Genomic DNA, 20,959 nt, shown 5'->3' with positions numbered 1-20,959 from the left:
CGAAAAGTGAGTACCCCCGTTACGGTAAGCCCCAGTCCGATTTCGCGCCTGGAGCGCGGGTTCAGGAAAGGGCGGAGCCATGTTCGTTGTCACGGGAGCCACGGGGAAGCTGGGGCAGTACGTCGTCGAGGGGTTGCTGAAGAAGGTGCCGGCGAACCAGGTGGCGGTGGCGGTGCGCAACCCGGACAAGGCGAAGGCCTGGGCGGCGAGGGGCGTGCAGGTGCGCCAGGTGGACTACGACCGGCCGGAGACGCTGAACGGGGTGTTCTCGAAGGGGGACACAGTGCTGCTCATCTCGGCGAACGAGGTGGGCAAGCGCTTCCCGCAGCACTCGGCGGTGATTGAGGCGGCGAAGAAGGCGGGCGTGAAGCTCCTGGCCTACACGAGCATCCTGTTCGCGGACCGGAGCGGCCTGTCGCTGGCGGGCGAGCACAAGGCGACGGAGGAGGCCATCCGCGCGTCGGGCCTGCCGTACGTGTTCCTGCGCAACGGCTGGTACGTGGAGAACTACACGGAGCACATCGGGCCGGCACTGCAGTACGGCGTGGTGCAGGGCAGCGCGAAGGAGGGCCGGGTGGCCACGGCGACGCGCGAGGAGTACGCGGACGCGGCGGTGGCGGTGCTGACGGGCACGGGCCACGAGAACCAGGTGTACGAGCTGGCGGGGGACTCCAGCTTCAGCCTGCCGGAGTACGTGGCGGAGCTGTCGCGCCAGTCCGGCAAGCCGGTGAAGTACGTGGACCTGCCGGTGGCGGAGTACTCCGCGGCGCTGCAGCAGGTGGGCGTGCCCAAGCCCTTCGCGGACACGCTGGCGGACGCGGACGCGGGCCTGTCGCGCGGGGAGCTGAACGACACGAGCCGCACGCTGAGCCGGCTGATTGGCCGGCCCACGGCGCCGTTCGGGAAGGCGATTGGCGCGGCGTTGAAGCAGGGGTGAGTTCTGGCGGAGCGCTCACCCGTTCAGCCAGAAGTGGGTATCGGCGCTGGTGAGCGCCTTCTCCAGGAAGTCGCCGAAGGAGGCGGCAATGGGGCGCACGCCTTCGGGGAAGGTCTCGTGGTACGCGTCGAGGAGCGGGTACCGGCCGTTCACCGGATGAGCGACGTCCAGGATGACGTAGTCGGAGTCCTGGAGGTCCACTAGCGTGAACCAGGACGCAGGGCCAAACCGGTCGTCGTCTCCCGGGCGCATGGCCACTCGGGCCCTGCGGATCTGATCGAGGGGCAGCAGGTGGTAGTTCGTGTCTGGGAAAGGCTGGAAGAGGGCCGCGCCATCGCAGTGCAGGTAGAAGGCGCGCAGCTCCTCATCCAGCTCCCAGCCAACGCGCGCCTCGAAGGCGGCGAGCTGGTCGGGTGTGGCGGGAGGATTGGGGAAGTGGTGGGCGGAGATTTCGGCCAGCAGCCGCTGCATGTTCGTGGACGTCACCCGGTGCATAAGAGGCCGGGCCGGAAGCTTGGCGTGGAACGGGCGGCTTGGATAGGGTCCAGGTTCGATGCGGAACGTCCTACTTGGCTGGTTCGTTGCCTTGATGGTCCTCGTGGCCGCCCCTGTCCTGGCGGGGCCGCGTGAGCGGGCGCAGGTCCGGACCCTGGTGCTGTCGGAGCATCCGGACGACGCGGCCCATCGCATCCACGTGGCGGGGCAGATCGTCACGGTGCTCCGGTTCGAGCAGCCCTGTGACCCGCTGAAGACGAAGCTGCTCGGGTGGGAGGGCCGCTTCGAGCCGCTGGTGGTCGCGGGGAAGCGCGTGGTGATCGAGCCTCTTCGTGCCTTGGGCCCAGATGAGAGTGTTCCCCTGCTCGTGACGCTCGCGGACGGGACCGCGATGTCATTCCTGTTGCGACCGCCTTTCCAGGAGGATGGCGGCTGGACGGATCAGCAGGTGGACGTCTTCGAGGACCGGGAGAGCTATCAGGCCCTGGTCTCCGTCCTGTCGCGCACGCTCAAGGCGAAGAACGCGCTGGAGGAGGAGAACGCGCGGCTGCGTGAAGAGGAGACTTCCGCGGACCACGCGCTGGCCGCACTGCTGGTGTCGGGGGCAGGGGCGCAGACGCCGTTCAAGCGGCAGCACACGTGGCGCGGATATGACGTGGATGCTCAGCTCTCGATGACGGTCTATTCAGGTAAGGGCAAGGCTGCGGTCATGATCCGCGTGACGAACCAGAGCGAGAGCCGGACCTGGCGCTTGTCCCGGACGAAGCTTTTCGCGCCATCCAGTCGCGCGCCAAGAATCGTGGCCATCCGGGCCGAACGCGAGTCGATCGCCGTGGGCCAGACTGGTGCCATCGCGTTCGTGGTGGACCGCAGTGCGTTCCTCAACCCGGAGGGAAAGTTCGAGGAACTGGCGCTGGAGGTCTACCAGCACGACGGGCGTCTCCAGGCCTCGGTGCTGCTGGATCCCCAATTGGTGCGTGAGTAAGAGCCGGGCAATGGTCTCCAGGAAGCTCGAACGTGTGTGCTGTCTTGCCTTGTCGGTACTGGCCTCGGGGTGCGTGGGCTCGACAATGGGACGGGTGTCGCTTCGAGCCGATGGGACTCCAGGACCCGAGCGGTGCTCGGAAGAAGCGCTCGAGGCGATGCGCTATCTGCGGTTGGCGGTGGGGGCCGGCGCGCTCGTCGAGTTCGATGTGAACCAGGGCGACGCCGAACCCATCACGCTGTACGAGGGCCGGGTCGAGAGCATGCTGTTGAGTGACCTGGGAACGCTGGACTCGCCCACGCGGCTCTACGGCTACGTGTGGACAAGCGGTCCGCAGGTGGCCATCCGCTACTACGAGGCGCGCCCCCCGGATTCGGCGGCGCGGGTTCCCATCTGCGCGGTGGTTCGCATGGCCAAGGGGCAGATGCAAAAGTTGTCGGGCTCTCTCCCGGGAACCGCCGTCCTCAAGTACTCACGAGGCGGCGTCTTCATCGTGGACAAGTTCCTCTAAGATCCACGGGATGGCTTCCAGGACGTTTGAGCTCACGTGCGGTCTCTTCTGCATGGCCCTGATCACAGGTTGCGCTGGCACCGCGATAGGAAAGGTAAGCCTGCGACCCGACGGAACTCCCGGGCCCGAGAAGTGTCCAGAAAATGCGCTCAAGGTGATGCGCTATCTGCGATTGGGCGTGGGGGACGGCGCGACCATCGAATTCGATGTGAACCAAATGCGTAGCCGGTCCATCACCTTGCATGAAGGGCGTGTCGAGAGTGTGTTGATCGACGACCTGGGGACGCTGCAGGCACCGGCGCGTCTCTATGGATACGTCTGGACAACCGGACCCCAGGCAGTCATCCGCTATTTCGCGGCACTTCCACCGGGTGCATCACAGCGGGTGCCCATTTGTGCTGTGGCGCGGACGGCCAAGGGACAGATGCGGAAGCTTCCTGGCTCAGCCCCCGGAACCGCTGTCCTTGAGTTCTCTGGCGGGGGTGTCTTCATCGTGGACGAGTTCCTCTAAACCCTCGGGAGGGAATCCGGTTCCCAGGGAGGAGAAAACGAGGGTCCTGCTGAGCCTCCCGGCGGCGGCGCTTCGTACGAACTTGTCCGACTGTCGGACAGGTTTTTGGAGAACCGGCGCCGGGCGGAGGTGTAAAGCAGGGATGCCTGGGGGCTTGGAACGCTCCCTGCTATGCGCAACGCGGAGGCAACCATGATTGTCGTCACAGGAGCCACGGGCCGGTTGGGCCGTTTCGTCATTGAAGGCCTGTTGAAGACGGTGCCCGCGAACCAGGTCGCGGTGGCGGTTCGCAATCCAGACAAGGCAAAGGATTGGGCCGCGCGTGGCGTGCAGGTCCGCAAGGCGGACTACAGCCACCCGGAGACGTGGGACAGCGTGTTCTCCGCCGGGGACTCGGTGCTGCTCATCTCTTCGAGCGAAGTCGGGCAGCGGCGCAAGCAGCACCAGACCGTGGTGGACGCTGCGAAGAAGGCCGGCGTGAAGCTGCTGGCCTATACGAGCATCCTGCACGCGGACACGTCGCGGATGGTGCTGGCGCCGGAGCACCTGGACACGGAGAAGGCCATCCGCGCGTCAGGGCTTCCGTTCGTGTTCCTGCGCCACAGCTGGTACCTGGAGAACTACACGGAGGCCGCGAAGCGCACGCTGGAGCAGGGCGTGCTCCGGGGCTGCGCGAAGGACGGCCGCGTCGCTCCCGCCACCCGGCAGGACTACGCGGACGCCGCCGTGGCGGTGCTCACCGGCACCGGTCATGAGAACCAGGTGTACGAACTCGCGGGCGACACCGGCTTCACGCTGGCCGAGTACGCAGCGGAACTGTCCCGCCAGTCCGGCAGGACCGTGACGTACCAGGACCTGCCTCCGGCCGACTTCGCCGCCGCGCTCCAGCAAGCCGGCCTGCCCAAGGGCTACGCGGACGTGCTGGCCAACTCCGACGAAGGCATCGCCCGGGGCGACCTGAACGACACCAGCCGCACGCTGAGCCGCCTCATCGGCCGGCCCACCACGACGCTGGCCGAGGCGCTGGCCGCCACGCTCAAGCAGGCGTGATGTTGAGCCACTTCGCGGCATCACTCGACGGAGACGAAAGGCTCGCGAGCACCTGATGCAGCTTCGCCTCAATCTCCGCGATGGAGGCGGATAGCGCCTCGGGTGCCAGCTGAGCCACGTCTTCCAGCTCCGTCGCCAGATGGATGGCGTGACGGAGCTCGGGGGGGACTTCCATCGCTTCGAGCCGCGACAGCAGCGCTGGTCCAAAGAGCCGGCTGCATGCTCCGGCGGGAGCGATGCTCCCCAGCATCAGCGCACGGCACATACCCAGGGCCGTGACCGCCACGAAGCGCTGGACCTCTTCAAGCCCCGAGGCCTGAAGGGTCATGACTGCTCCTTGTTCGGGGGGCGCAGGATTCACAGGTTGCTCCATCCGGGTTTGACCTTGAGGTTGAAGACCTTGCCGGATGCACTTTCGAAGTAGTGAAGGGACACCTTCTCGCTTCCGACCCAGCCATCCTTGTAGACCTTGTGCCAGGTCCCAGGTTCGACTTCCCGAAGCTTCTCCAACAGGGCCTTGTTGGACACAGTGTTCCGGGTCGTCCCATTCTGGACGGCCTTGAACCCAGGAGGATATCCCGGGGCGATCTTCACACTGTCGTGGACGGAAGCGACCCCTCCTCCCTGTCCCGACGGCGAAGGGCTCCCGGTTCCCTGCCAGGCGGAAGCGGCCACGGCGGTGGACGCGACGCCGATGGTGAGTACGCCCTCCGCGAGCGAAATAGACCGAACGCCCCCGGATGCCGCGGCACTCAAGCGCAGACCTGCGTTGGTCTCCGCCGCCAGTGCCGCGCGAGCGAAACCCGGAAGCATGGGACCCTTCGTGGCCACATTCGACGCTCCGCCACCCAGGGCGGCCGTGAGTGCCAGGATGAGGAGCCGGGCTCCGCTGGTCCCCATGACCTTTCCAAAGCGATGCCCCGCGTCCTGCAACTCCTCGAACGTGACCGCTCGCCCTGCTTCCGCGGACAACTGCTCCCAGCCGCTCACGAGCTGGACGAAGTTCTCCACTCCGACGTAGGCGATGACGTACGTGGTGAGCGCGATGGCGATGAGCTTCGTCACGGGCTCGGGCGCCACCAGCAGGGCCATGTAGGCCGCCATGGCGGTGGAGATCATCGCCTTGAGCGTCAGGGGATTGATCACCTCCGCCACGGCACCCTGGACGCCATCCCAGACTCCGTCCCATGCGAAGGACAGCGCCAGTCTCCTCCGGGCGCTGGCATCCAGGAACGAGAAGCCGTCATCCAACAGGGAAAGGCATTCCGTGGGTGCTTCTTGCTGGGAGCACCATTCCCGGGGCTCCAGTTCCTGCGCGCGCGAAGCCGGGCCCCAGCTGGCGAGCTGGAGGCGGGAAGGGGGCTGTCGCTCGGATTGAAGAGGGAGGCGCATCTCCAGCACGAGCTGAAGCAGCGCCTCCCGGAATCCATCCTCGGGAATGGGAATGGGGTCTACGTTCCGGGGAGGCGTGTAGATGATGGGGACGCCATCACCCGTGTCCAATTGGACGACGCGCGAGGTTGCACATCCCGCGCAGAGCAGTCCAAGGAGCAGGAGACCCAAGCCGCGTTGCTTCATGTCGTCCTCCCGGCACGCATGCCCACGAGGAGCATGCGTGCGGGGACTGACATCCACGGCCGGACCACGACAACCGCCGGGGCGCGACAGGCCCCGGATGATTCAAGACCTCAGGCCACCTGGGCTCCGGCGCCGCTCTGGCGGGCCACTTCGCGCGGCTCCGGGTAGACGGCGCGCTGGGGCGTGGTGATGCGGATGACGCCCAGCTTGGACAGCACGCGCATCACCTGCCACGTGGGGTCGATTTCGAAGGCGCGCGCCGCGAAGTTCGGGCTGCTGCCGTACTTGTGGTGGTTGTTCTGGAACAGCTCACCCATGCACAACACGTCCACCGGCAGCGTGTTGCGCGACTTGTCCGCGCCCTTGAAGTTCCGGTAGCCGTACTTGTGCCCGCACCAGTTCACGATGGCCCCGTGCACCGGCCCCATCACGAAGTGCACCGGCAACAGCAGGAACATCCAGGCCGACGTCGCGAACGCCACGTAGAACGCCGTGTACAGCGCCACCCAGCCCAGCACCGCGAACCAGGACTGGCCCAGCGTCTCGTCCACCAGCTTCCACTCCGGATAGCCACCCTCGAAGCGCGGCTCCGGCTGGATCTTCCGCGTCAGGATGCCGGTGTAGCGCTCCTTCGTGTGCCACATCATCCGCATCACGTCCTTGAAGTAGTGCGGCGAATGCGGGTCGTTCTCCGTGTCCGAGTACGCGTGGTGCTCGCGGTGCAGGATGGCGTACGCCCGCGGCGACAGGTACGACGAACCCTGCACCAGGTAGGTGAGCAGGTGCATCACCTTCTCCGTGCGCGGCCCCATGCTGTACATCCGGTGCGCCGCGTAACGGTGCTGGAAGAAGCTCTGGAAGAAGACGCAGAGCAGCCAGTGACTGATGAAGAAGATGACGATGGCCATGACTCTCCCGTGTTTACAGACACAGGGCTAACACCCCCCCTGTCACGGCAATGTCAGCGCCCCCCATGTCACCGGCCCCGTCCCGCTCGCCCTGTCCACGGGCGGATAAGGAACCGTTGCCGGCCGCACCCGGGGAGGGCAGAAGGGCACGCGGCGCGTCACCCTCCCTGTACCCAGGAGCTTCCACCGTGGATCGGGCAACCCTCGTCGGCCTGGACAAGCAGCACGTCTGGCACCCCTACACCGCCATGGAGGCGTACATCGCCAGGACGGATCCGCTCGTCGTCGTCCGGGCGGAGGGCGTCTGGCTCCATGACGCGGACGGACGGCGTTATCTGGACGCCAACGGCTCCTGGTGGGTGTCCACCCTCGGACACCGCCACCCGCGCCTCGTGCGCGCACTCACCGAGCAGCTGGGCAGCCTGGCGCACGTCTCGCTCGCTGGCATCACCCACGGCCCGGCCGCCCGCCTGGGCGCGGAGCTGAGCGCGCTGGCCCCGGGCGCGGACCGCCCGGACGTGCCCGCGGAGCAGAAGCTGTCGCGCGTCTTCTACACGGACAACGGCAGCACCGCGGTGGAGGTGGCCATCAAGATGGCCGCCCAGTACTGGGCCCAGAACGGCCGGCCCCGCCGCACCCGCTTCATCACGCTCACCGGCGCCTTCCACGGCGAGACGATTGGCTCCACCAGCGTGGGCGGCGTGCACGAGTTCCGAGACGTGTTCGGCCCGCTCCTCTTCGACGTCATCCATGTCCCGTCCCCCGCCGAGGCCAACGGCCACGCGCGCGCCCTGGAGCAGGTGAAGGCCGCGCTCGCCCAGGATCCGGACGGCATCGCCGGCGTCATCCTGGAGCCCGTCATCCAGGGCGCGGCGGGCATGTGGATGTCGTCGCCGGACTTCGTGCGCGAGGTGCGCGCGGCCACCCGGGCGGTGGACACCTTCCTCATCGCCGACGAGGTCTTCACCGGCATGGGCCGCACCGGCGCGCGCTTCGCGGTGGACCTGGCCGGCGTGGTGCCGGACCTCCTGTGCCTGGCCAAGGCGCTCAGCGGGGGCCTGCTGCCCTTCGCCGCCACGCTCGCGTCGGAGCGCATCTTCCAGGGCTTCCTGGGAGCGAAGGACCGGGCGCTCTATTACGGGCACTCGTACTGCGGCAACCCGCTGGGCGCGGCCGTGGCGCGCGAGGTGCTGGCCGTGTACCGCGACGAGGACGTGCTGGGGCAGGTCCAGCGCAAGGCGCCGCGCGTGAAGGCCGCCTTCGAGCGCATGGCCGCCACCCTCCCCGGACTGGAGCGCCCGCGCGCGGTGGGCATGGTGGGCGCGGTGGACCTGGGCGGCGGTGGCTACTTCGCGGACAGCGGCTGGCGCGTGTACGAGGCCGCCCGCCGGCGGGGCCTCTACCTGCGCCCCATGGGCAACACGGTCTACATCGCGCCCGCGCTCAACATCCCGGACGCGGACCTGGACCTGCTGCTCCAGGGCGTGGAGGACAGCCTGCGCGAGGTGGCGGCGGGCTGAGTCGTCACTCGCCACCGGCGCGTGCCGGGCAGCCCCCTCCCGCCTTCCGGTCCTCCCAAGGCCGTCACCGTGCGCATCCGTTGAGTCAGGCGCCGTGCCGGTGCCGGCCCTTGAGGAGGGAACCGCCGTGACACTCGAAACCCACCGTCCGCGGACGGGCCCCGGCCTGCCCGCCGGGTTGACACCGGACAGCGTGGAGCTGTTCCGCGCGCAGCTGCGAGGCACGCTCATCCAGCCGGGTGACGCCGACTACGCGGAGGCGTGCCAGCTGTACAACGCGATGATCCACAAGCGCCCGGCCATGGTGGCCCGCTGCGCGGACGTGGCGGACGTCATCGCCGCGGTGGCCCTGGCCCGCGAGCGCAAGCTGGACCTGGCCGTGCGCGGGGGCGGCCACAACGGCGGCGGCCTGGGCCTGGTGGATGGCGGGCTGGTCATCGACCTGTCGCGCATGCGCGGCGTGCGCGTGGATCCGGATGCCCGCACGGTGCGCGTCTCCGGCGGCGCCGTCTGGGGGGACGTGGACCACGCCACGCACGCCTTCGGGCTCGCGGTGCCCTCCGGCATCATCTCCACCACGGGCGTGGCCGGGCTCACGCTGGGCGGGGGCCTGGGCCACCTCACGCGCCGCTTCGGGCTCACCATCGACAACCTGCTCGCCGTGGACATGGTGCTCGCGGATGGCCGCTTCGTCACCGCGAGCGAGGAGAAGCACCCGGACCTGTTCTGGGCCGTGCGCGGCGGCGGCGGCAACTTCGGCGTGGTGACGTCGTTCCTCTTCCGCGCCAACCCCGTGGACATCGTCCTGGGCGGCCCCACGCTCTGGCCCCTGGACCGCGCGGCGGAGGTGATGCGCTGGTACCGCGAGTTCCTGCCGAACGCGCCGGAGGACCTCACCGGCTTCTTCGCCTTCATCACCGTGCCGCCCGCGCCGCCCTTCCCGGAGGAGCTGCACCTGAAGAAGATGTGCGGCGTCGTCTGGTGCTACACGGGCGACCCCGCGCGCGCGGACGCATTGTTCGCGCCCGTGCTGGCGCTCAAGCCCGCGCTGCATGGCGTGATGCCCATGCCCTTCCCCATGCTCCAGACCGCGTTCGACGCGCTCTATCCGCCGGGGCACCAGTGGTACTGGCGCGCGGACTTCGTGCGCGAGCTGCCGGACGCGGCCATCGAGCGCCACGTGTCCTTCGCGGAGCGCCTGCCGTCCATGCAGTCCACCATGCACCTGTACCCCATCGACGGAGCGGCGCACCGCGTGGGCCCGCATGACACGGCCTTCCGCTTCCGCGACGCGCGCTGGTCGGAGGTCATCGTCGGGGTGGACCCGTCACCGGAGCGGGCGGCGGACATCTCCACCTGGGCGAAGGAGTACTGGAACGCGCTGCACCCGTACTCGGCGGGCGGTGCGTACGTGAACTTCATGATGGAGGAGGGCCAGGAGCGCGTGCAGGCCACCTACGGCGACAACTACGCGCGCCTGGTGGAGGTGAAGCGGGAGTACGACCCGCACAACCTCTTCCACGTGAACCAGAACATCCAGCCCGGCCCGGTGAGGCCCCCGAGCGTCGCGCACTGAAGGCGCGCGCTCAGGCCTGGGCCCGCGGAGGCAGCGGCAGGTCGATGATGAAGGCAGCGCCCTGGCCGGGGGCGCTCTTCAGGACCAGCTTGCCGTGGTGGCCCTCGACGATCCGCCGGGCGATGAAGAGGCCCAGCCCCAGGCCGTGCACGGAGCGGGGCGAGCCGCCGCGCTCGAAGCGCTCGAAGACGCGGTCCTGGTGTTCCTGAGGGATGCCCGGGCCGCCGTCCGACACGGAGAGGATGAGCCGGTCGCCGTGCTTCCGGAGCCCGATGCCGAGCGCCGTGCCCGGTGCGTACTTGATGGCGTTGGACACCAGGTTCGTCAGCACCTGCTGCATGCGCGAGCGGTCCCACCACACGCGCACGTTCAGCTCCGCCCGCAGCTGCAGGATGCAGTGGGCCTGATCCATCTGCTCGCGGAAGACGTCGAGGACCTCGTGCACCAGCTCCATCGGGTCGCTCTCCTCCATGTGGAGGTCGAGCTTGCCCGCGCGGATGCGGGAGACGTCCAGCAACTCGTCCACCAGCCGCGACAGCCGCTCCACCTGCCGCTGCGCGGACCCCACCGCCACCGTGAGCTTCTCCGGGGAGGGCGGGTCTCCGCGCTTGGGCGACAGGCGCCGGCGCGTCATCTCCAGGTGAAGGAGCAGCGCGGTGACGGGCGTCTTCAGCTCGTGCGAGGCCACGCCCAGGAAGGTGTCGCGCGCGGTGAGCGCGTGCTGGAGGTCGCGCGTCAGGGCCTCCAGTTGCTGGCGCGCGTGGGTCCGCTCGCTGACCTCCTGCACGGCGACGAGCAGCCCCTGGATGTGGCCCCCGCCGTCGCGCTGCGCGTGGATGTCCACGTCCAGCAGCAGCTCCTTGAGGCCGCCCTGGCCGTCCGGCTGGCGCACCGGCACCTCGCGGCCCACGAAGGGCTCGCCGGTGCGGTAGACGCGCTCCAGGTGCTGGAGCAGCATGCCGTGGCCACCCTGCGGCTGCGCCTCGCGCGCGGGCCTGCCCAGCATGTCCCGGCCCATCAGGCTCGCGAACAGGGGGTTGATGACCGTGAAGCGGAGGTCCGGCCCCGTCAGCACGCACATGGCCACGGGGGCCTGCAGGAAGAAGTCGGAGATCTGCTGCCGGGCCCGTCCCAGCTGCAGCTGGCTGTCCACGCGCGCCAGCAGCTCGCGCGCGGAAAAGGGCTTCACCAGGTAGTCGTCCGCGCCGGCCTGGAGCCCCTCGATGCGGGCCTCCTCGCCCGCGCGCGCGGACAGCATGATGAAGGGGATGCCGCGCGTGCGTGCGTCGTCGCGCAGCTTCTTGAGCAGGCCGAAGCCATCCAGCCGGGGCATCATCACGTCGCTGAGGATGAGGTCCGGCCTCATCTCGAGCGCCGCCTCGAAGGCCGCCTCGCCGTCCGCCACCGCGCGCACGGTCCCGTGCGCCGCCAGGAGGCCGCTCACGTACCCGCGCATGTCCGCGTTGTCGTCCGCGACGAGGATGCGCCCGCGCCTCACGGACGGAGCGAACCCCGTGCCCAGGCTCTCCAGCATGGTGGCGTCGTTCGCGGCCAGCGCCGGTTCCAGCCCGGCGTCCCGTGAAGGCACGGGCTCCTCCGCGTCCGGCAGCCAGCGCAGCGCCTCCTCGCTGAAGGCGGACCCCAGCTTGCCCGCGTGCGGAGCGCCTTCCTCTTCGTGGACCTGCTCCGCGGGCAGGTGCGCGCGGCCCAGCGGCAGCTCCACGGTGAAGGTGCTGCCCTGGCCCTCCACGCTGCTGACGCCCAGCTTTCCGCCGTGCAGCTTCACCAGCTCCTGGATGAGCGCCAGGCCAATGCCGGTGCCCTCGTGCGTGCGGCCGCGCGAGGACTCCACGCGGTGGAAGCGCTCGAACACGCGCGGCAGCTCCGCCTCCGGGATGCCGGTGCCGGTGTCCCGCACGGTGAGCTTCACCCGCCTGCCTTCGCGCTCGAGCCGCACGGTGACGCCGCCGTGGAGCGTGAACTTGAACGCGTTGGAGAGCAGGTTGAGGACAATCTTCTCCCACATGTCCCGGTCCACGTAGACGGGCTCGCCCACGTCCCGCGCCTCCACCGTGTACTGGAGCCCCGCCTTCTCCATGGCGGAGCGGAAGACGCTGGCCAGGTCCCCGGTGAGCCGCGCCAGGTCCGTGGGGTGGTAGCCCGCCTTCACGCGGCCCGCCTCGATGCGGGAGAAGTCCAGCAGCGAGTTGACCAGCTTGAGCAGGCGCAGCGCGTTGCGGTGGGTGAGCTCCTGGCGCGCGCGCCAGGCCGGCGGCAGCGGCGCGGACGTGTCCGCGAGCGACTCCTCCAGCGGGCCCAGGATGAGCGTGAGCGGCGTGCGGAACTCGTGCGACACGTTGGAGAAGAACGCCGTCTTCGCCCGGTCGATGGCGGCCAGCGCCTCCGCGCGCTGGGCCTCCGCCTCATACGCGCGCACGGTGACCACGGCGTTGGTGACCGTGGCCTGGAGCTGCTCGTGGAAGTCGCGGTAGGCGTCATCCATGGCGCGGCGGGGGCTCACGCCCGCCACCAGGTAGCCGAAGGGCTCCGCCATGCCGGGCGGGTGGATGGGCAGCACGCGCGCGTGCGCGGGCGGCTCCTCGTACGGCCCCGGCACGATGCCCGCGTCCAGCGGCGCGCGTGGCACGTCCACAACTTGCGCGCCCGCGCTGGCGAAGGGCCACGGCCCGTCCAGCCCGGTCTCCTCCGGGCTCCACGCGGTGCCCGGAGGCAGGCCCATGCCGGACACCCAGCGGACGCGCGGGGCGGCTTCGTCGCGGCGGTAGAAGAGGAGGAAGGGCACGTCCAGCGCGGCGTCCGGCTGCAGCCGCGGCAGCGCGGCGCCAATGTCCTCCACCGTCTTCACCTTGCCCAGCAGGCCGGACAGCTCGCGCAGCGTCTGCGAGCGCCGCGCGCCGAGCATCTTCTCCGTCACCTCCGTGATGGGGTGGAAGAGGCCGCCCACGCCCCCGGACTCGTCGCGGATGGGGCTGAAGGAGAAGGTCATGAAGGCCTCCTCCAGATAGCCGTGCCGGTCCAGGAACATGCGCTGGTTCTCGATGTAGGAACCCGTGCCCGTGCCCGCCTTCTCGAACACGCCGCCCACCACCGGCAGCGCCGTGGCCCAGCAGTCGCGGAAGCGCTGGCCCATGGACTCCGGGTGCTTCGCGCCGCAGATGGGCCGGTAGCTGTCGTTGTAGATTTGAACGCGCTCCGGTCCCCACGCGATGAGGATGGGGAAGGTGGAGGACAGGCACAGGCTGACGGTCGTGCGCAGGCTCTGCGGCCACGTCTCCAACGGCCCCAGCGGCGTCTTCGACCAGTCCATGGCGCGGATCAACCGGCCCATCTCACCGCCGCCGGACAGCCAGTCCATCCCCCCTTCCGTGGATGACATCGCCGTGGAGCCGGCCTGAAGGGGGATGGGGAGAGTCATGAAGCCTCGGATGTTCGATCAGGGGAGCCGTCTGGTTGATAGCGGAGTCGCGCGGCGCGTGCCGGGCCAACGCCCCGAAGTGTGCGCTTGCCTGCTTCAGCCCTGGGGGGGATGGCGCGACAGCCGCTTCTCGCGGGCATGGCGCACCGCGAACGCGACAAGCAACGCGGCCACGCCGACCAGCACGAGGAAGTGCTCCACGCGGCCCACGCCCTTCGCCACGCGGTCCACGCTCTGGGAGCCCAGGTAGCCCAGCGTCACCACCAGCGGTGAGCTCACGCACAGCGCCAGCCCGTCCCAGAGGAGGAAGCGGCGCAGGGGCATGCCTTCCGCCGCGGCCATGGCGAACACGGGCACGCGCAGCACGGACATGAACCGGCCCACGAAGACGACGCGCGGGCCGTGCTTCGCGTACAGACCCTGGATGCGCTCGCGGCGCTCTGGGGGGAACAGGCGGCGGGTGCGCCGGTGCGTGTACAGGGCTTGTCCCAGCCGGCGGGCCGTCAGGAAGAGGACGGTGTCGCCGCACAGCACGCCCACGAAGCACAGCGCGATGGCGGCCGGCAGCGGCATGGCGCCCCGGTGCGACAGCACGCCCGCCGCCAGCTGCACCAGGTCCTCCGGGAAGGGCAGCCCCAGCCCTCCGGCCACCAGCACGAGGAAGAGCAGCGGGCCGGAGCCGTGCGTCACCAGGAGCTGGAGGGGCGAGGCGTTCATCAAGGCGTGAAGCCGTTCAGGGCTCCGGCAGGACGGCCGCGGCGCGGCGCTCCTGGCGGAAGAGGAGGACCTCGCGGACGATGATCTGCACGGTGGCGGCCACGGGCACGGCCACCACCGCGCCCACGATGCCCGCCAGCTCCACGCAGAAGAGCACCGCGAGCAGGGTGACGAGCGGGTTGACGTGCACGGTGCGCTTGAACACGAGCGGCGCCATCACGTTGCCCTCCAGCTGGCCGTAGAGGAGGAAGTAGATGAACACCGCCAGCGCCTTCCACAGGCCGCCGGTGGCCAGCGTGAGCAGCGTGATGAAGCCGCCCGCGATGATGGGGCCCGCGTAGGGCACCAGGCTGGAGAAGCCGCTGGCCACGCCCAGGGGCAGGTAGAAGGGCATGCCCAGCACGGCCAGCATGGTGGTGGTGAGCGTGGCGTTGATGGCGCAGATGAGCGTGATGCCGGACAGGTAGCCGCCCGTCGCCGTGTACACGTTGCGCAGCACGCGCACGTACCGCAGCCGGTGATCCGGACGGGCCAGCTCCAGCAGGCGCCTGAGCACGCCGCCGCCGAACACCAGCATGAACACCACCAGGAAGAAGACGGTGATGACGCCGCCCAGCAGGCCCACCACGCCGCCAATGGCGCTCATCAGCAGCTCGGGCAGCGGACCCGCGAGCGCGGGCGTGGCCTCCTCCAGCCGTTCGTTCCAGCCCAGGCTGTGCAGCCGCTGGTTGAGCGCGCGCAGGATGCCGGTGCCGCGCACCTGCTTCCACAGCTGAGGCCACTGGGTGACGAGCGCGTCCACCTGCTCCACCAGGTCCGGAATCACCAGCAGGCCCAGCGCCACGATGGCCAGGAACAGCGCGAGGAGCACCAGCGTGATGGCCTGCCACCGCCTCAGTCCGCGCTTCTCCAGCCGCGACACGCCGTGCTCCAGCGACAGCGCGATGAGCGCCGCAATGCCGGTGAGCGTGAGCGCCACGCGCGTCTTGGCGATGAGCACCACCAGGGCCATCACGCCCAGCACCACGAAGCACACGGTGAGCACCGTGCGGATGGACACCTGGGACTTCTGCTGCGGTGGGACGACGACGGGCTCGGACACCGGCAAAGGCTCCCCGGGGCGGGCCACCGGCTTCGGGCCCCATGTCCTTGCGGATGCGTCATCCCGTGCCCGGCGGCAACCACTGTCATCACGCCAGGTGTGCGCGCCGGGGCCGCGCGCCGCTCAAGCGTCCTGCGGGTGACACCCGGCGCTCGCGAAGTGGCCGGAACGGACGCAATCACCGGCCGCGTGGTTCGTCACCCCGGCAGCCCCGGAATGGCCGGGCTGGCCGGGCTGGCCGCCAGGCTGTCCGTCCCCCCGAGCACGGTTGCGCGTCCGCCACGCGACGGCGCCGCGCTCGGGCGTCCAGCACCTGACGCGCTGGGACGTCGTGGAAAGAGGGGACAGCACGGTTTGCCGGGCCCGAGCGTCAGACGGGGATGGGAACCTTCGTGGGAAGGGGCCTTTCGCGGGCCGGGAGAGGACACCATGAAAAAGACGGGTGAGCAGGAACTGGAAGGGGTGCGGCGGGAGGCCCTGGAGACCGAGGCCCGGTGGCGCGCGCTGGCGGCGAAGCTGGCGGAGCTGGGCGGCGAGGAGATGGACGCGCAGCTCCTGGTGACGTTCCGGAGCGCGCGGGACGCGGGCGCGGTGCCGCCGGACGCGGGCTTCTTCCTGGTGGCGCACATCCTCACGGCGATGGCGGACGAGGCCATCGCGGAGGATCCGCGCGTGCGGATGCGGGCGCGGGAGCTGGACGCGATGGAGCGCGACTACGGCCTCACCGGCGAGGGCTGGCCGGAGGGAGAGCTTCCACCGGAGGACTGGGAGGCCCTGTGCGTGGAGTACGAGCGGGCGTGTGACGAGGCGCGCGCCGCGTTCTTCCGCGCGTACGGCGAGGAGGAGATGGCGCGGCTGTACCTGGACCAGCGCGTCACCTTCCACCACCGCTTCGAGAGCGGGCGCCGCTTCTTCCACGGGCTGCCCATGCTGCCCACGCAGCTGCACTGAGCGGGAGGTAGACTCCGCCTCCCTGCGTGCGTTTCGGGAGGCGGCGGATGCGAGCGGCAAGCCTGGCTGTGGTGGTGGGCTGTTGGGTGTGGGGCGCGCTGGCGTCCGCGGCGGTGCCCTCGCCCGCGCCCGCGCGGATGGATGCCAGCGCGACGTACGACGCGCTCCAGCGCACGGTGCGCATCAAGCAGGTCTCGCTGTCGCCGGATGGCGCGCGGGTGGCCTGGGTGGAGTCGGTGCCGGGGACCGCGGAGGCCGCGCGGCTCCAGGTGCGGGAGCTGGCGCATCCGGAGCGGGCACCGGTGCGCGTCACCGCGTCGAAGGACGGCGCGCCGTGCGCGGAGGGCTCGCTGACGTGGAGTCCGGATGGACGGCAGCTCGCGTTCCTCTCCACGGCGGGCGAGGGCCGGGCGAAGCAGCTCTACGTGGCGGACGCCTCCGGGGCGGGCGGGCCCGCGCGCCGGCTCACCACGATGAAGGGCGTGCTGGCGGCGCCGAAGTGGTCGCCGGACGGGAAGGCCGTGGGGCTGCTGGTCATTGAAGGCGCGGAGGACGCGCTGGGGCCCCGGGGCCCCGCGGCGCGTGAGACGGGCGTGGTGCAGGCGTCCCCGCCGGTGAAGCGCTTCGCGGTGGTGACGGTGGAGGACGCGCGGCTGCGGCTCGTGTCGCCCGCGGGGTTGTTCATCCACGAGTACGCGTGGAGCCCGGAGGGGGTTCGCGTGGCGGTGACGGCGTCGCTGCCGCCGGGGGATGCGAACTGGTGGACCGCGCGGGTGTACGCGGTGGAGACGGCGACGGGGGAGACGTCGCTGTTGCACGCGCCCCGGTGGCAGGTGGCGGAGCCGGCCTGGAGCCCGGATGGACGGCAGCTCGCGTTCATCGAGGGGCTGATGAGTGACGAGGGCAGCACGGGCGGGGACGTGCTCGTGGTGCCGGTGCCGGAGCGGCTGGCGGCGAAGGTGCGGTTCGGGGAGAAGGCGGCGCTGCCCGCGAAGGTGCCGCCCGCGCGGAACGTGACGGAGGGGCTGAAGGCGACGGCCACGGACCTCTTCTGGCCCACGGCGGAGCGGCTGGTCTTCGGGGCGCAGGCGCAGGGCGAGGCCGCGCTGATGGCGGTGGCGCCGGGCGGTGGGGCCGTGAAGACGTTGTGGAGGGGCCCGGAGCGCGTGACGGTGTCGCTGGGGCGGGACGGGGTGACGAGCGCGGTGGTGCGCGACTCCATCACCCAGGCGCCGGAGCTGTGGACGGGGCCGGTGGGGAAGTGGAAGCAGGTGACGCGGCTCAATGCCGGCGTGCGCGTGGCGGTGGGCGACGTGCGCAGCGTGACGTGGACGAGCGGTGGGCAGCAGGTGCAGGGCTGGCTGGTGTTGCCGGTGCCGGATGGGTCCGGGCGCAAGGTGCCCATGGTGACGGTGGTGCACGGAGGGCCCGCGGCGGGCGTGCTGCCGGGGTTCAACCCGCAGACGGTGTTGTTCGCGGCGAGGGGCTACGCGGTGTTCATGCCCAACCCGCGAGGCAGCTATGGCCAGGGCGAGGCGTTCGTGCAGGCGAACCGCCGCGACTTCGGCTTCGGAGACTTCGACGACGTGCTGGCGGGGCTGGATGCGGTGCTGGCGTCAGCGCCGGTGGATCCGGCGAGGCAGGGCATCACGGGGTGGAGCTACGGCGGCTTCCTGACGATGTGGGCGGTGACGCGGACGCAGCGCTTCCAGGCGGCGGTGGCGGGCGCGGGCATCGCGAACTGGCAGAGCTACTACGGCACGAACCACATCGACACGTGGATGCTGCCGTACTTCGGAGCCTCGGTGTACGACGAGCCGGAGGTGTACACGCGCTCGTCGCCCATCAACGGCGTGAAGCAGGTGAAGGCGCCCACGCTGGTGCTGCACGGAGAGCGGGACGTGGAGGTGCCCGCGTCGCAGGGCTACGAGTTCCACAAGGCGCTGAAGACGCTGGGGGTGAAGACCCAGCTGGTCATCTACGCGGACGAAGGCCACAGCCTGCGCAAGCCGGAGCACCAGAAGGACCGGCTCTTGCGCACGCTGGACTGGTTCGACGCGAACCTGCCGGCGGCGCAGGAGGTAAAGCCGAAGGTGCGGGCTCCCGCGCGGTGAGCTTCAGAGCTCCGCGAACAGGTCGACCGCCGCCTGGGCCAGCAGGGCCTGCTCGTCTGGAGCGAGGCTCGCCGCGTAGCGGATGACATCACGAGGGCCGGGCGCCTCCGTGCTCCAGAAGAGATGGAGCAACCGGGTCCGGAGCGCCCGCCCATCTTCACCTGCCTGCAGCAGGGAAGCACGCACGGCCTGGGGACCTACCAGCTTGACGTAGGCGAACAGGTCGAAGCTGTCCTTGGTCTTGTCAGGTCGCAGCTCACGCTTGGCGCGCTCCTTCATCGTCAGGAACCCCGTGGCATCTGGCAGCAGGATCCGTAGGGGCTTTCCTTCGAGCAGGACCACGGCGTGACCGCGGCGGAGTGCCAGCCGCGCATCGGGCAGGGGCGTCATTCCCGTGGGCAGCTCGTCGGGGGCGACGTCCTTGGGGGCGAAGAGGTCCAGGTCCATCTGGCCTCCGGGCAGGGTCTTTGACCAGCGGAAGTGCCGCGACCTCGCATATCCCCGCTGCCGGAGGACCTGTGGAAGGCGCTCGGCCATGAAGTCCGAGCCATCCACGTCGAACAACAGGTCCGGTTCGTAAGAGAAGCCCCGCTCGACCACGATGCCGGTATCGGTCTCGATGGAGATGACCCCGGTTCCACCCCGTTGGCGGGACTCCAGCGCGAGGACCTGCCCGCCAATGAGCATGATGCGGCTGGAGAGGTCTCCCAGATCGAGCATCAGCTCGCCCAACTCACCAAGGATTTCGTCGAATCGCTCTTCATCCGTCATCAAGGCTCATCCGAAAGGGGGAGGGCCCGTGCGAAGCGCCGCACCAGTTCCTCCGCCTGTTCGGTTCCCCTGCCGCCACTCTGGTGGAAGTCCACGGCCAGCTGGGGCAGCGCGACCGCTGGACCGTGCGGTAGCAGTCGCTGTGCATGGTAGATGCCGCCCGCGTCGGTCTCGGCGGCTGGCTCCGGGCGGAGCACGAAGAAGTTGTGCGGAGTCATCCGGCGCAGTCCAAAGGCCGAGACGGCTGTCTCAAGAGCGCCGGACAGGTAGATGCCGTGGGGGAGTCCGGAGACGGACCGTTCGTCGGCGTGCAGGGCGCTCGCCAGCGTGAAGGTGGAGCGGATGCCCCGGGCGGTCAGCGAGGCATGGGCCTTGTTGAGCAGCGCGGGGGTCGTGGATGGCGCGTTGAACCCTTCACGGGTGACAGCTGTCGGCTTGTCGCTCGTCAGCCATGCCCTCAGCAGGGACACCGGATCCCGAAGCCGGAAGCCGGTGCCGCGGCCTCCTTCGACGAAGCCTTCCTTCAGGAGTCGCGTGGTGACCCCGTGCGCATAGGAGTAGCTCGTCTGGGTCTGCTCGGAGAGTGCGCGAATGGTCCAGCGATGGCCGGGCGACTGGAGCAGGACGCGCACGACCCGGCATCCCTTGCCATGAAACAAGGGCTCGCGAGGTGTTCGCTCCAGCGGCCGATGCCCCTGCACCCGGATGAAGGTGCTGCCCGTGCGCAGGAAGAACGTTCCCCGCATGTCGATGAGGCCCAGTTCCTCACGCTCACAGAGTTCGATGACGCTGGCGGAAGCCGAGTCCGTGACGAGCATCGGCAGGCGGAAGATGGGCAGCGAACGCGGATCCGCGTCCCTGCGTTGAAGCTGCTCGCGCAGGGTAGACAGCTTGTCACGCTGGCTCAGCACGTCCGCCGGGAACAAGGGGGCGCGATACCCCAGCAACACCGGAACGCGAACCTCCGGGAGCTGGACCTCCGCGAGGTCATAGAGGGATTCCCCCCCAGGGCCCACCCGGGACACCACGACGGCCTCCTGCTGCACCAGCTTGATGCCACGCGGCAGCGGCGGCGGATTGCGCCAGAACTCGTCACGGAGATGGGTAGGTCCGGGTCTCATTCAATTCTGTCGATATTGGTCGGAACTCGGCAAAAAGCGCGTAGAAAGGCGCCATTCTCCGACAATATCGACAGAATTGGGACGCTTGCGTGTCAGGGCTCGGCGGGGGCTACGAGTGAGTTGAGCACGTGGTCTCGCCACTGGCCGTTGATGAGGAGGAAGTCGCGGGCGTAGCCCTCGGGGATGAAGCCGAGGCGGCGGAGGACGGCGGCGCTGCGCAGGTTCTCCGGCAGGTGGTTGGCCTGGAGCCGGTGCAGGCCCATGGCGCCGAAGGCGAAGTCGCAGAAGGCGCGGAGGGCTTCGGTCATGAGGCCCTTGCCCTCGTGGCGCTGATCCAGGCCGTAGCCCAGGTCCGCGGCCTGGAGTGGCCCCCGGCGGATATGAGCGAGCGTGGCGTTGCCAATGACCGGCGCGAGCGCGAGGGGCTGACCCCTGGGGAGGATGAACACGCGCAGGGACACGTCGTGGCGGAAGTCCTCGCGGTCCTGGGCCAGGCGCGTGCGCCAGTAGGCGGTGGAGAAGAAGGTCGGCGGCCGGGCTGGAGACACCGGGCCCAGGTGGTCCTTGTTGGCCACGTGGTACGCGAGCACCCGCTCCGCCGCGTCAGGCGGCAGCAACATCAGGTGCAGACGCTCGGTGGTGAGCAGGACGGGCGACTTGTCGATCATGGCGGACT

Annotated in this window: 18 protein-coding genes; 8 read left to right on the top strand and 10 right to left on the bottom strand. The window is 69.7% G+C overall.

The features are described 5' to 3' along the window. The first annotated feature begins 79 nt into the window (after positions 1 to 79). Positions 80 to 937, top strand: coding sequence for an SDR family oxidoreductase (locus tag D7X96_RS03760; RefSeq protein WP_120547225.1), 858 nt, complete (start codon positions 80 to 82; stop codon positions 935 to 937). 15 nt (positions 938 to 952) lie between these two features. On the opposite strand, the gene D7X96_RS03755 is transcribed toward D7X96_RS03760, so the two are convergent. Next, positions 953 to 1,423: an SMI1/KNR4 family protein gene (locus tag D7X96_RS03755; protein ID WP_306449558.1), complete on the bottom strand. Its 471-nt coding sequence runs from the start codon at positions 1,421 to 1,423 to the stop codon at positions 953 to 955. Positions 1,424 to 1,535: 112 nt separating this feature from the next. On the opposite strand from D7X96_RS03755, the gene D7X96_RS03750 reads away from it, so the two are divergent. The 3 genes from D7X96_RS03750 (at position 1,536) to D7X96_RS03735 (ending at position 4,489) form a co-directional block, all read left to right on the top strand. Beyond that, positions 1,536 to 2,417 (top strand): DUF2381 family protein, encoded by an 882-nt coding sequence (locus tag D7X96_RS03750; RefSeq protein ID WP_370450065.1) that lies wholly within the window; start codon positions 1,536 to 1,538, stop codon positions 2,415 to 2,417. 85 nt (positions 2,418 to 2,502) lie between these two features. After that, complete coding sequence (locus tag D7X96_RS03745) at positions 2,503 to 2,928, top strand: serine/threonine protein kinase (RefSeq protein ID WP_370450067.1); 426 nt, start codon at positions 2,503 to 2,505, stop codon at positions 2,926 to 2,928. 703 nt (positions 2,929 to 3,631) lie between these two features. Further along, complete coding sequence (locus tag D7X96_RS03735; protein WP_120547257.1) at positions 3,632 to 4,489, top strand: SDR family oxidoreductase; 858 nt, start codon at positions 3,632 to 3,634, stop codon at positions 4,487 to 4,489. On the opposite strand, the gene D7X96_RS03730 is transcribed toward D7X96_RS03735, so the two are convergent. The 3 genes from D7X96_RS03730 to D7X96_RS03720 all read right to left on the bottom strand — a co-directional run bounded on the left by D7X96_RS03730 (position 4,476) and on the right by D7X96_RS03720 (position 6,975). Then, positions 4,476 to 4,817: a DUF3969 family protein gene (locus D7X96_RS03730; protein WP_120547230.1), complete on the bottom strand. Its 342-nt coding sequence runs from the start codon at positions 4,815 to 4,817 to the stop codon at positions 4,476 to 4,478. The genes D7X96_RS03735 and D7X96_RS03730 overlap by 14 nt on opposite strands. Positions 4,818 to 4,846: 29 nt before the next feature. Then, positions 4,847 to 6,067, bottom strand: coding sequence for a SitA5 family polymorphic toxin (gene sitA5 / locus D7X96_RS03725; protein WP_147442666.1), 1,221 nt, complete (start codon positions 6,065 to 6,067; stop codon positions 4,847 to 4,849). 110 nt (positions 6,068 to 6,177) lie between these two features. Beyond that, positions 6,178 to 6,975, bottom strand: a complete 798-nt coding sequence (locus D7X96_RS03720; RefSeq protein ID WP_120547232.1) for an acyl-CoA desaturase — start codon at positions 6,973 to 6,975, stop codon at positions 6,178 to 6,180. A gap of 188 nt (positions 6,976 to 7,163) precedes the next feature. Here D7X96_RS03720 and bioA point away from each other — a divergent pair, with 188 nt between their 5' ends. Together bioA and D7X96_RS03710 are read left to right on the top strand one after the other, a co-directional pair. Next, on the top strand, positions 7,164 to 8,495 hold the full coding sequence (gene bioA, locus D7X96_RS03715; protein ID WP_121769001.1) for an adenosylmethionine--8-amino-7-oxononanoate transaminase: 1,332 nt from the start codon (positions 7,164 to 7,166) through the stop codon (positions 8,493 to 8,495). A 127-nt stretch (positions 8,496 to 8,622) separates the two neighbouring features. Then, on the top strand, positions 8,623 to 10,071 hold the full coding sequence (locus D7X96_RS03710) for an FAD-binding oxidoreductase (RefSeq protein ID WP_121769036.1): 1,449 nt from the start codon (positions 8,623 to 8,625) through the stop codon (positions 10,069 to 10,071). A 10-nt stretch (positions 10,072 to 10,081) separates the two neighbouring features. Here the strand turns inward: D7X96_RS03710 and D7X96_RS03705 are convergent, their stop codons facing one another. From D7X96_RS03705 to D7X96_RS03695, 3 genes are all read right to left on the bottom strand, one after another. Next, positions 10,082 to 13,507 carry an ATP-binding response regulator gene (locus D7X96_RS03705; protein WP_121769000.1) on the bottom strand — a complete coding sequence of 1,142 codons (3,426 nt, stop codon included), beginning with the start codon at positions 13,505 to 13,507 and terminating at the stop codon, positions 10,082 to 10,084. Positions 13,508 to 13,603: 96 nt separating this feature from the next. Next, the gene (locus D7X96_RS03700; protein WP_121768999.1) at positions 13,604 to 14,224 is read right to left on the bottom strand and encodes a DedA family protein; all 621 of its coding nucleotides are present in this window, start codon (positions 14,222 to 14,224) and stop codon (positions 13,604 to 13,606) included. Between the two features lie 16 nt (positions 14,225 to 14,240). Further along, positions 14,241 to 15,326: an AI-2E family transporter gene (locus D7X96_RS03695; RefSeq protein ID WP_120547259.1), complete on the bottom strand. Its 1,086-nt coding sequence runs from the start codon at positions 15,324 to 15,326 to the stop codon at positions 14,241 to 14,243. A gap of 429 nt (positions 15,327 to 15,755) precedes the next feature. Here D7X96_RS03695 and D7X96_RS03690 point away from each other — a divergent pair, with 429 nt between their 5' ends. After that, entirely contained in the window at positions 15,756 to 16,277 is a 522-nt protein-coding gene (locus tag D7X96_RS03690; RefSeq protein ID WP_120547236.1) for a hypothetical protein, read from the top strand. Positions 16,278 to 16,324: 47 nt separating this feature from the next. Beyond that, positions 16,325 to 18,391 carry a S9 family peptidase gene (locus tag D7X96_RS03685; RefSeq protein ID WP_121768998.1) on the top strand — a complete coding sequence of 689 codons (2,067 nt, stop codon included), beginning with the start codon at positions 16,325 to 16,327 and terminating at the stop codon, positions 18,389 to 18,391. A gap of 3 nt (positions 18,392 to 18,394) precedes the next feature. Here D7X96_RS03685 and D7X96_RS03680 read toward each other — a convergent pair whose 3' ends face one another. From D7X96_RS03680 to D7X96_RS03670, 3 genes are all read right to left on the bottom strand, one after another. After that, positions 18,395 to 19,162, bottom strand: coding sequence for a hypothetical protein (locus D7X96_RS03680; protein ID WP_120547238.1), 768 nt, complete (start codon positions 19,160 to 19,162; stop codon positions 18,395 to 18,397). Then, the gene (locus tag D7X96_RS03675) at positions 19,162 to 20,283 is read right to left on the bottom strand and encodes a hypothetical protein (RefSeq protein WP_121768997.1); all 1,122 of its coding nucleotides are present in this window, start codon (positions 20,281 to 20,283) and stop codon (positions 19,162 to 19,164) included. Before D7X96_RS03675 ends, D7X96_RS03680 begins: the two co-directional genes overlap by 1 nt. A 92-nt stretch (positions 20,284 to 20,375) precedes the next feature. Next, a complete protein-coding gene (locus D7X96_RS03670; protein WP_121768996.1) occupies positions 20,376 to 20,951 on the bottom strand; it encodes a GNAT family N-acetyltransferase in 576 nt (191 codons plus the stop codon). Between the last annotated feature and the right edge of the window lie 8 nt (positions 20,952 to 20,959).

This window comes from Corallococcus interemptor (genome assembly GCF_003668875.1).
Classification (GTDB): domain Bacteria; phylum Myxococcota; class Myxococcia; order Myxococcales; family Myxococcaceae; genus Corallococcus; species Corallococcus interemptor.
The sequence above is the reverse complement of the archived record's forward strand: the minus strand, read 5'-3'. Positions and strand labels throughout refer to the sequence as shown.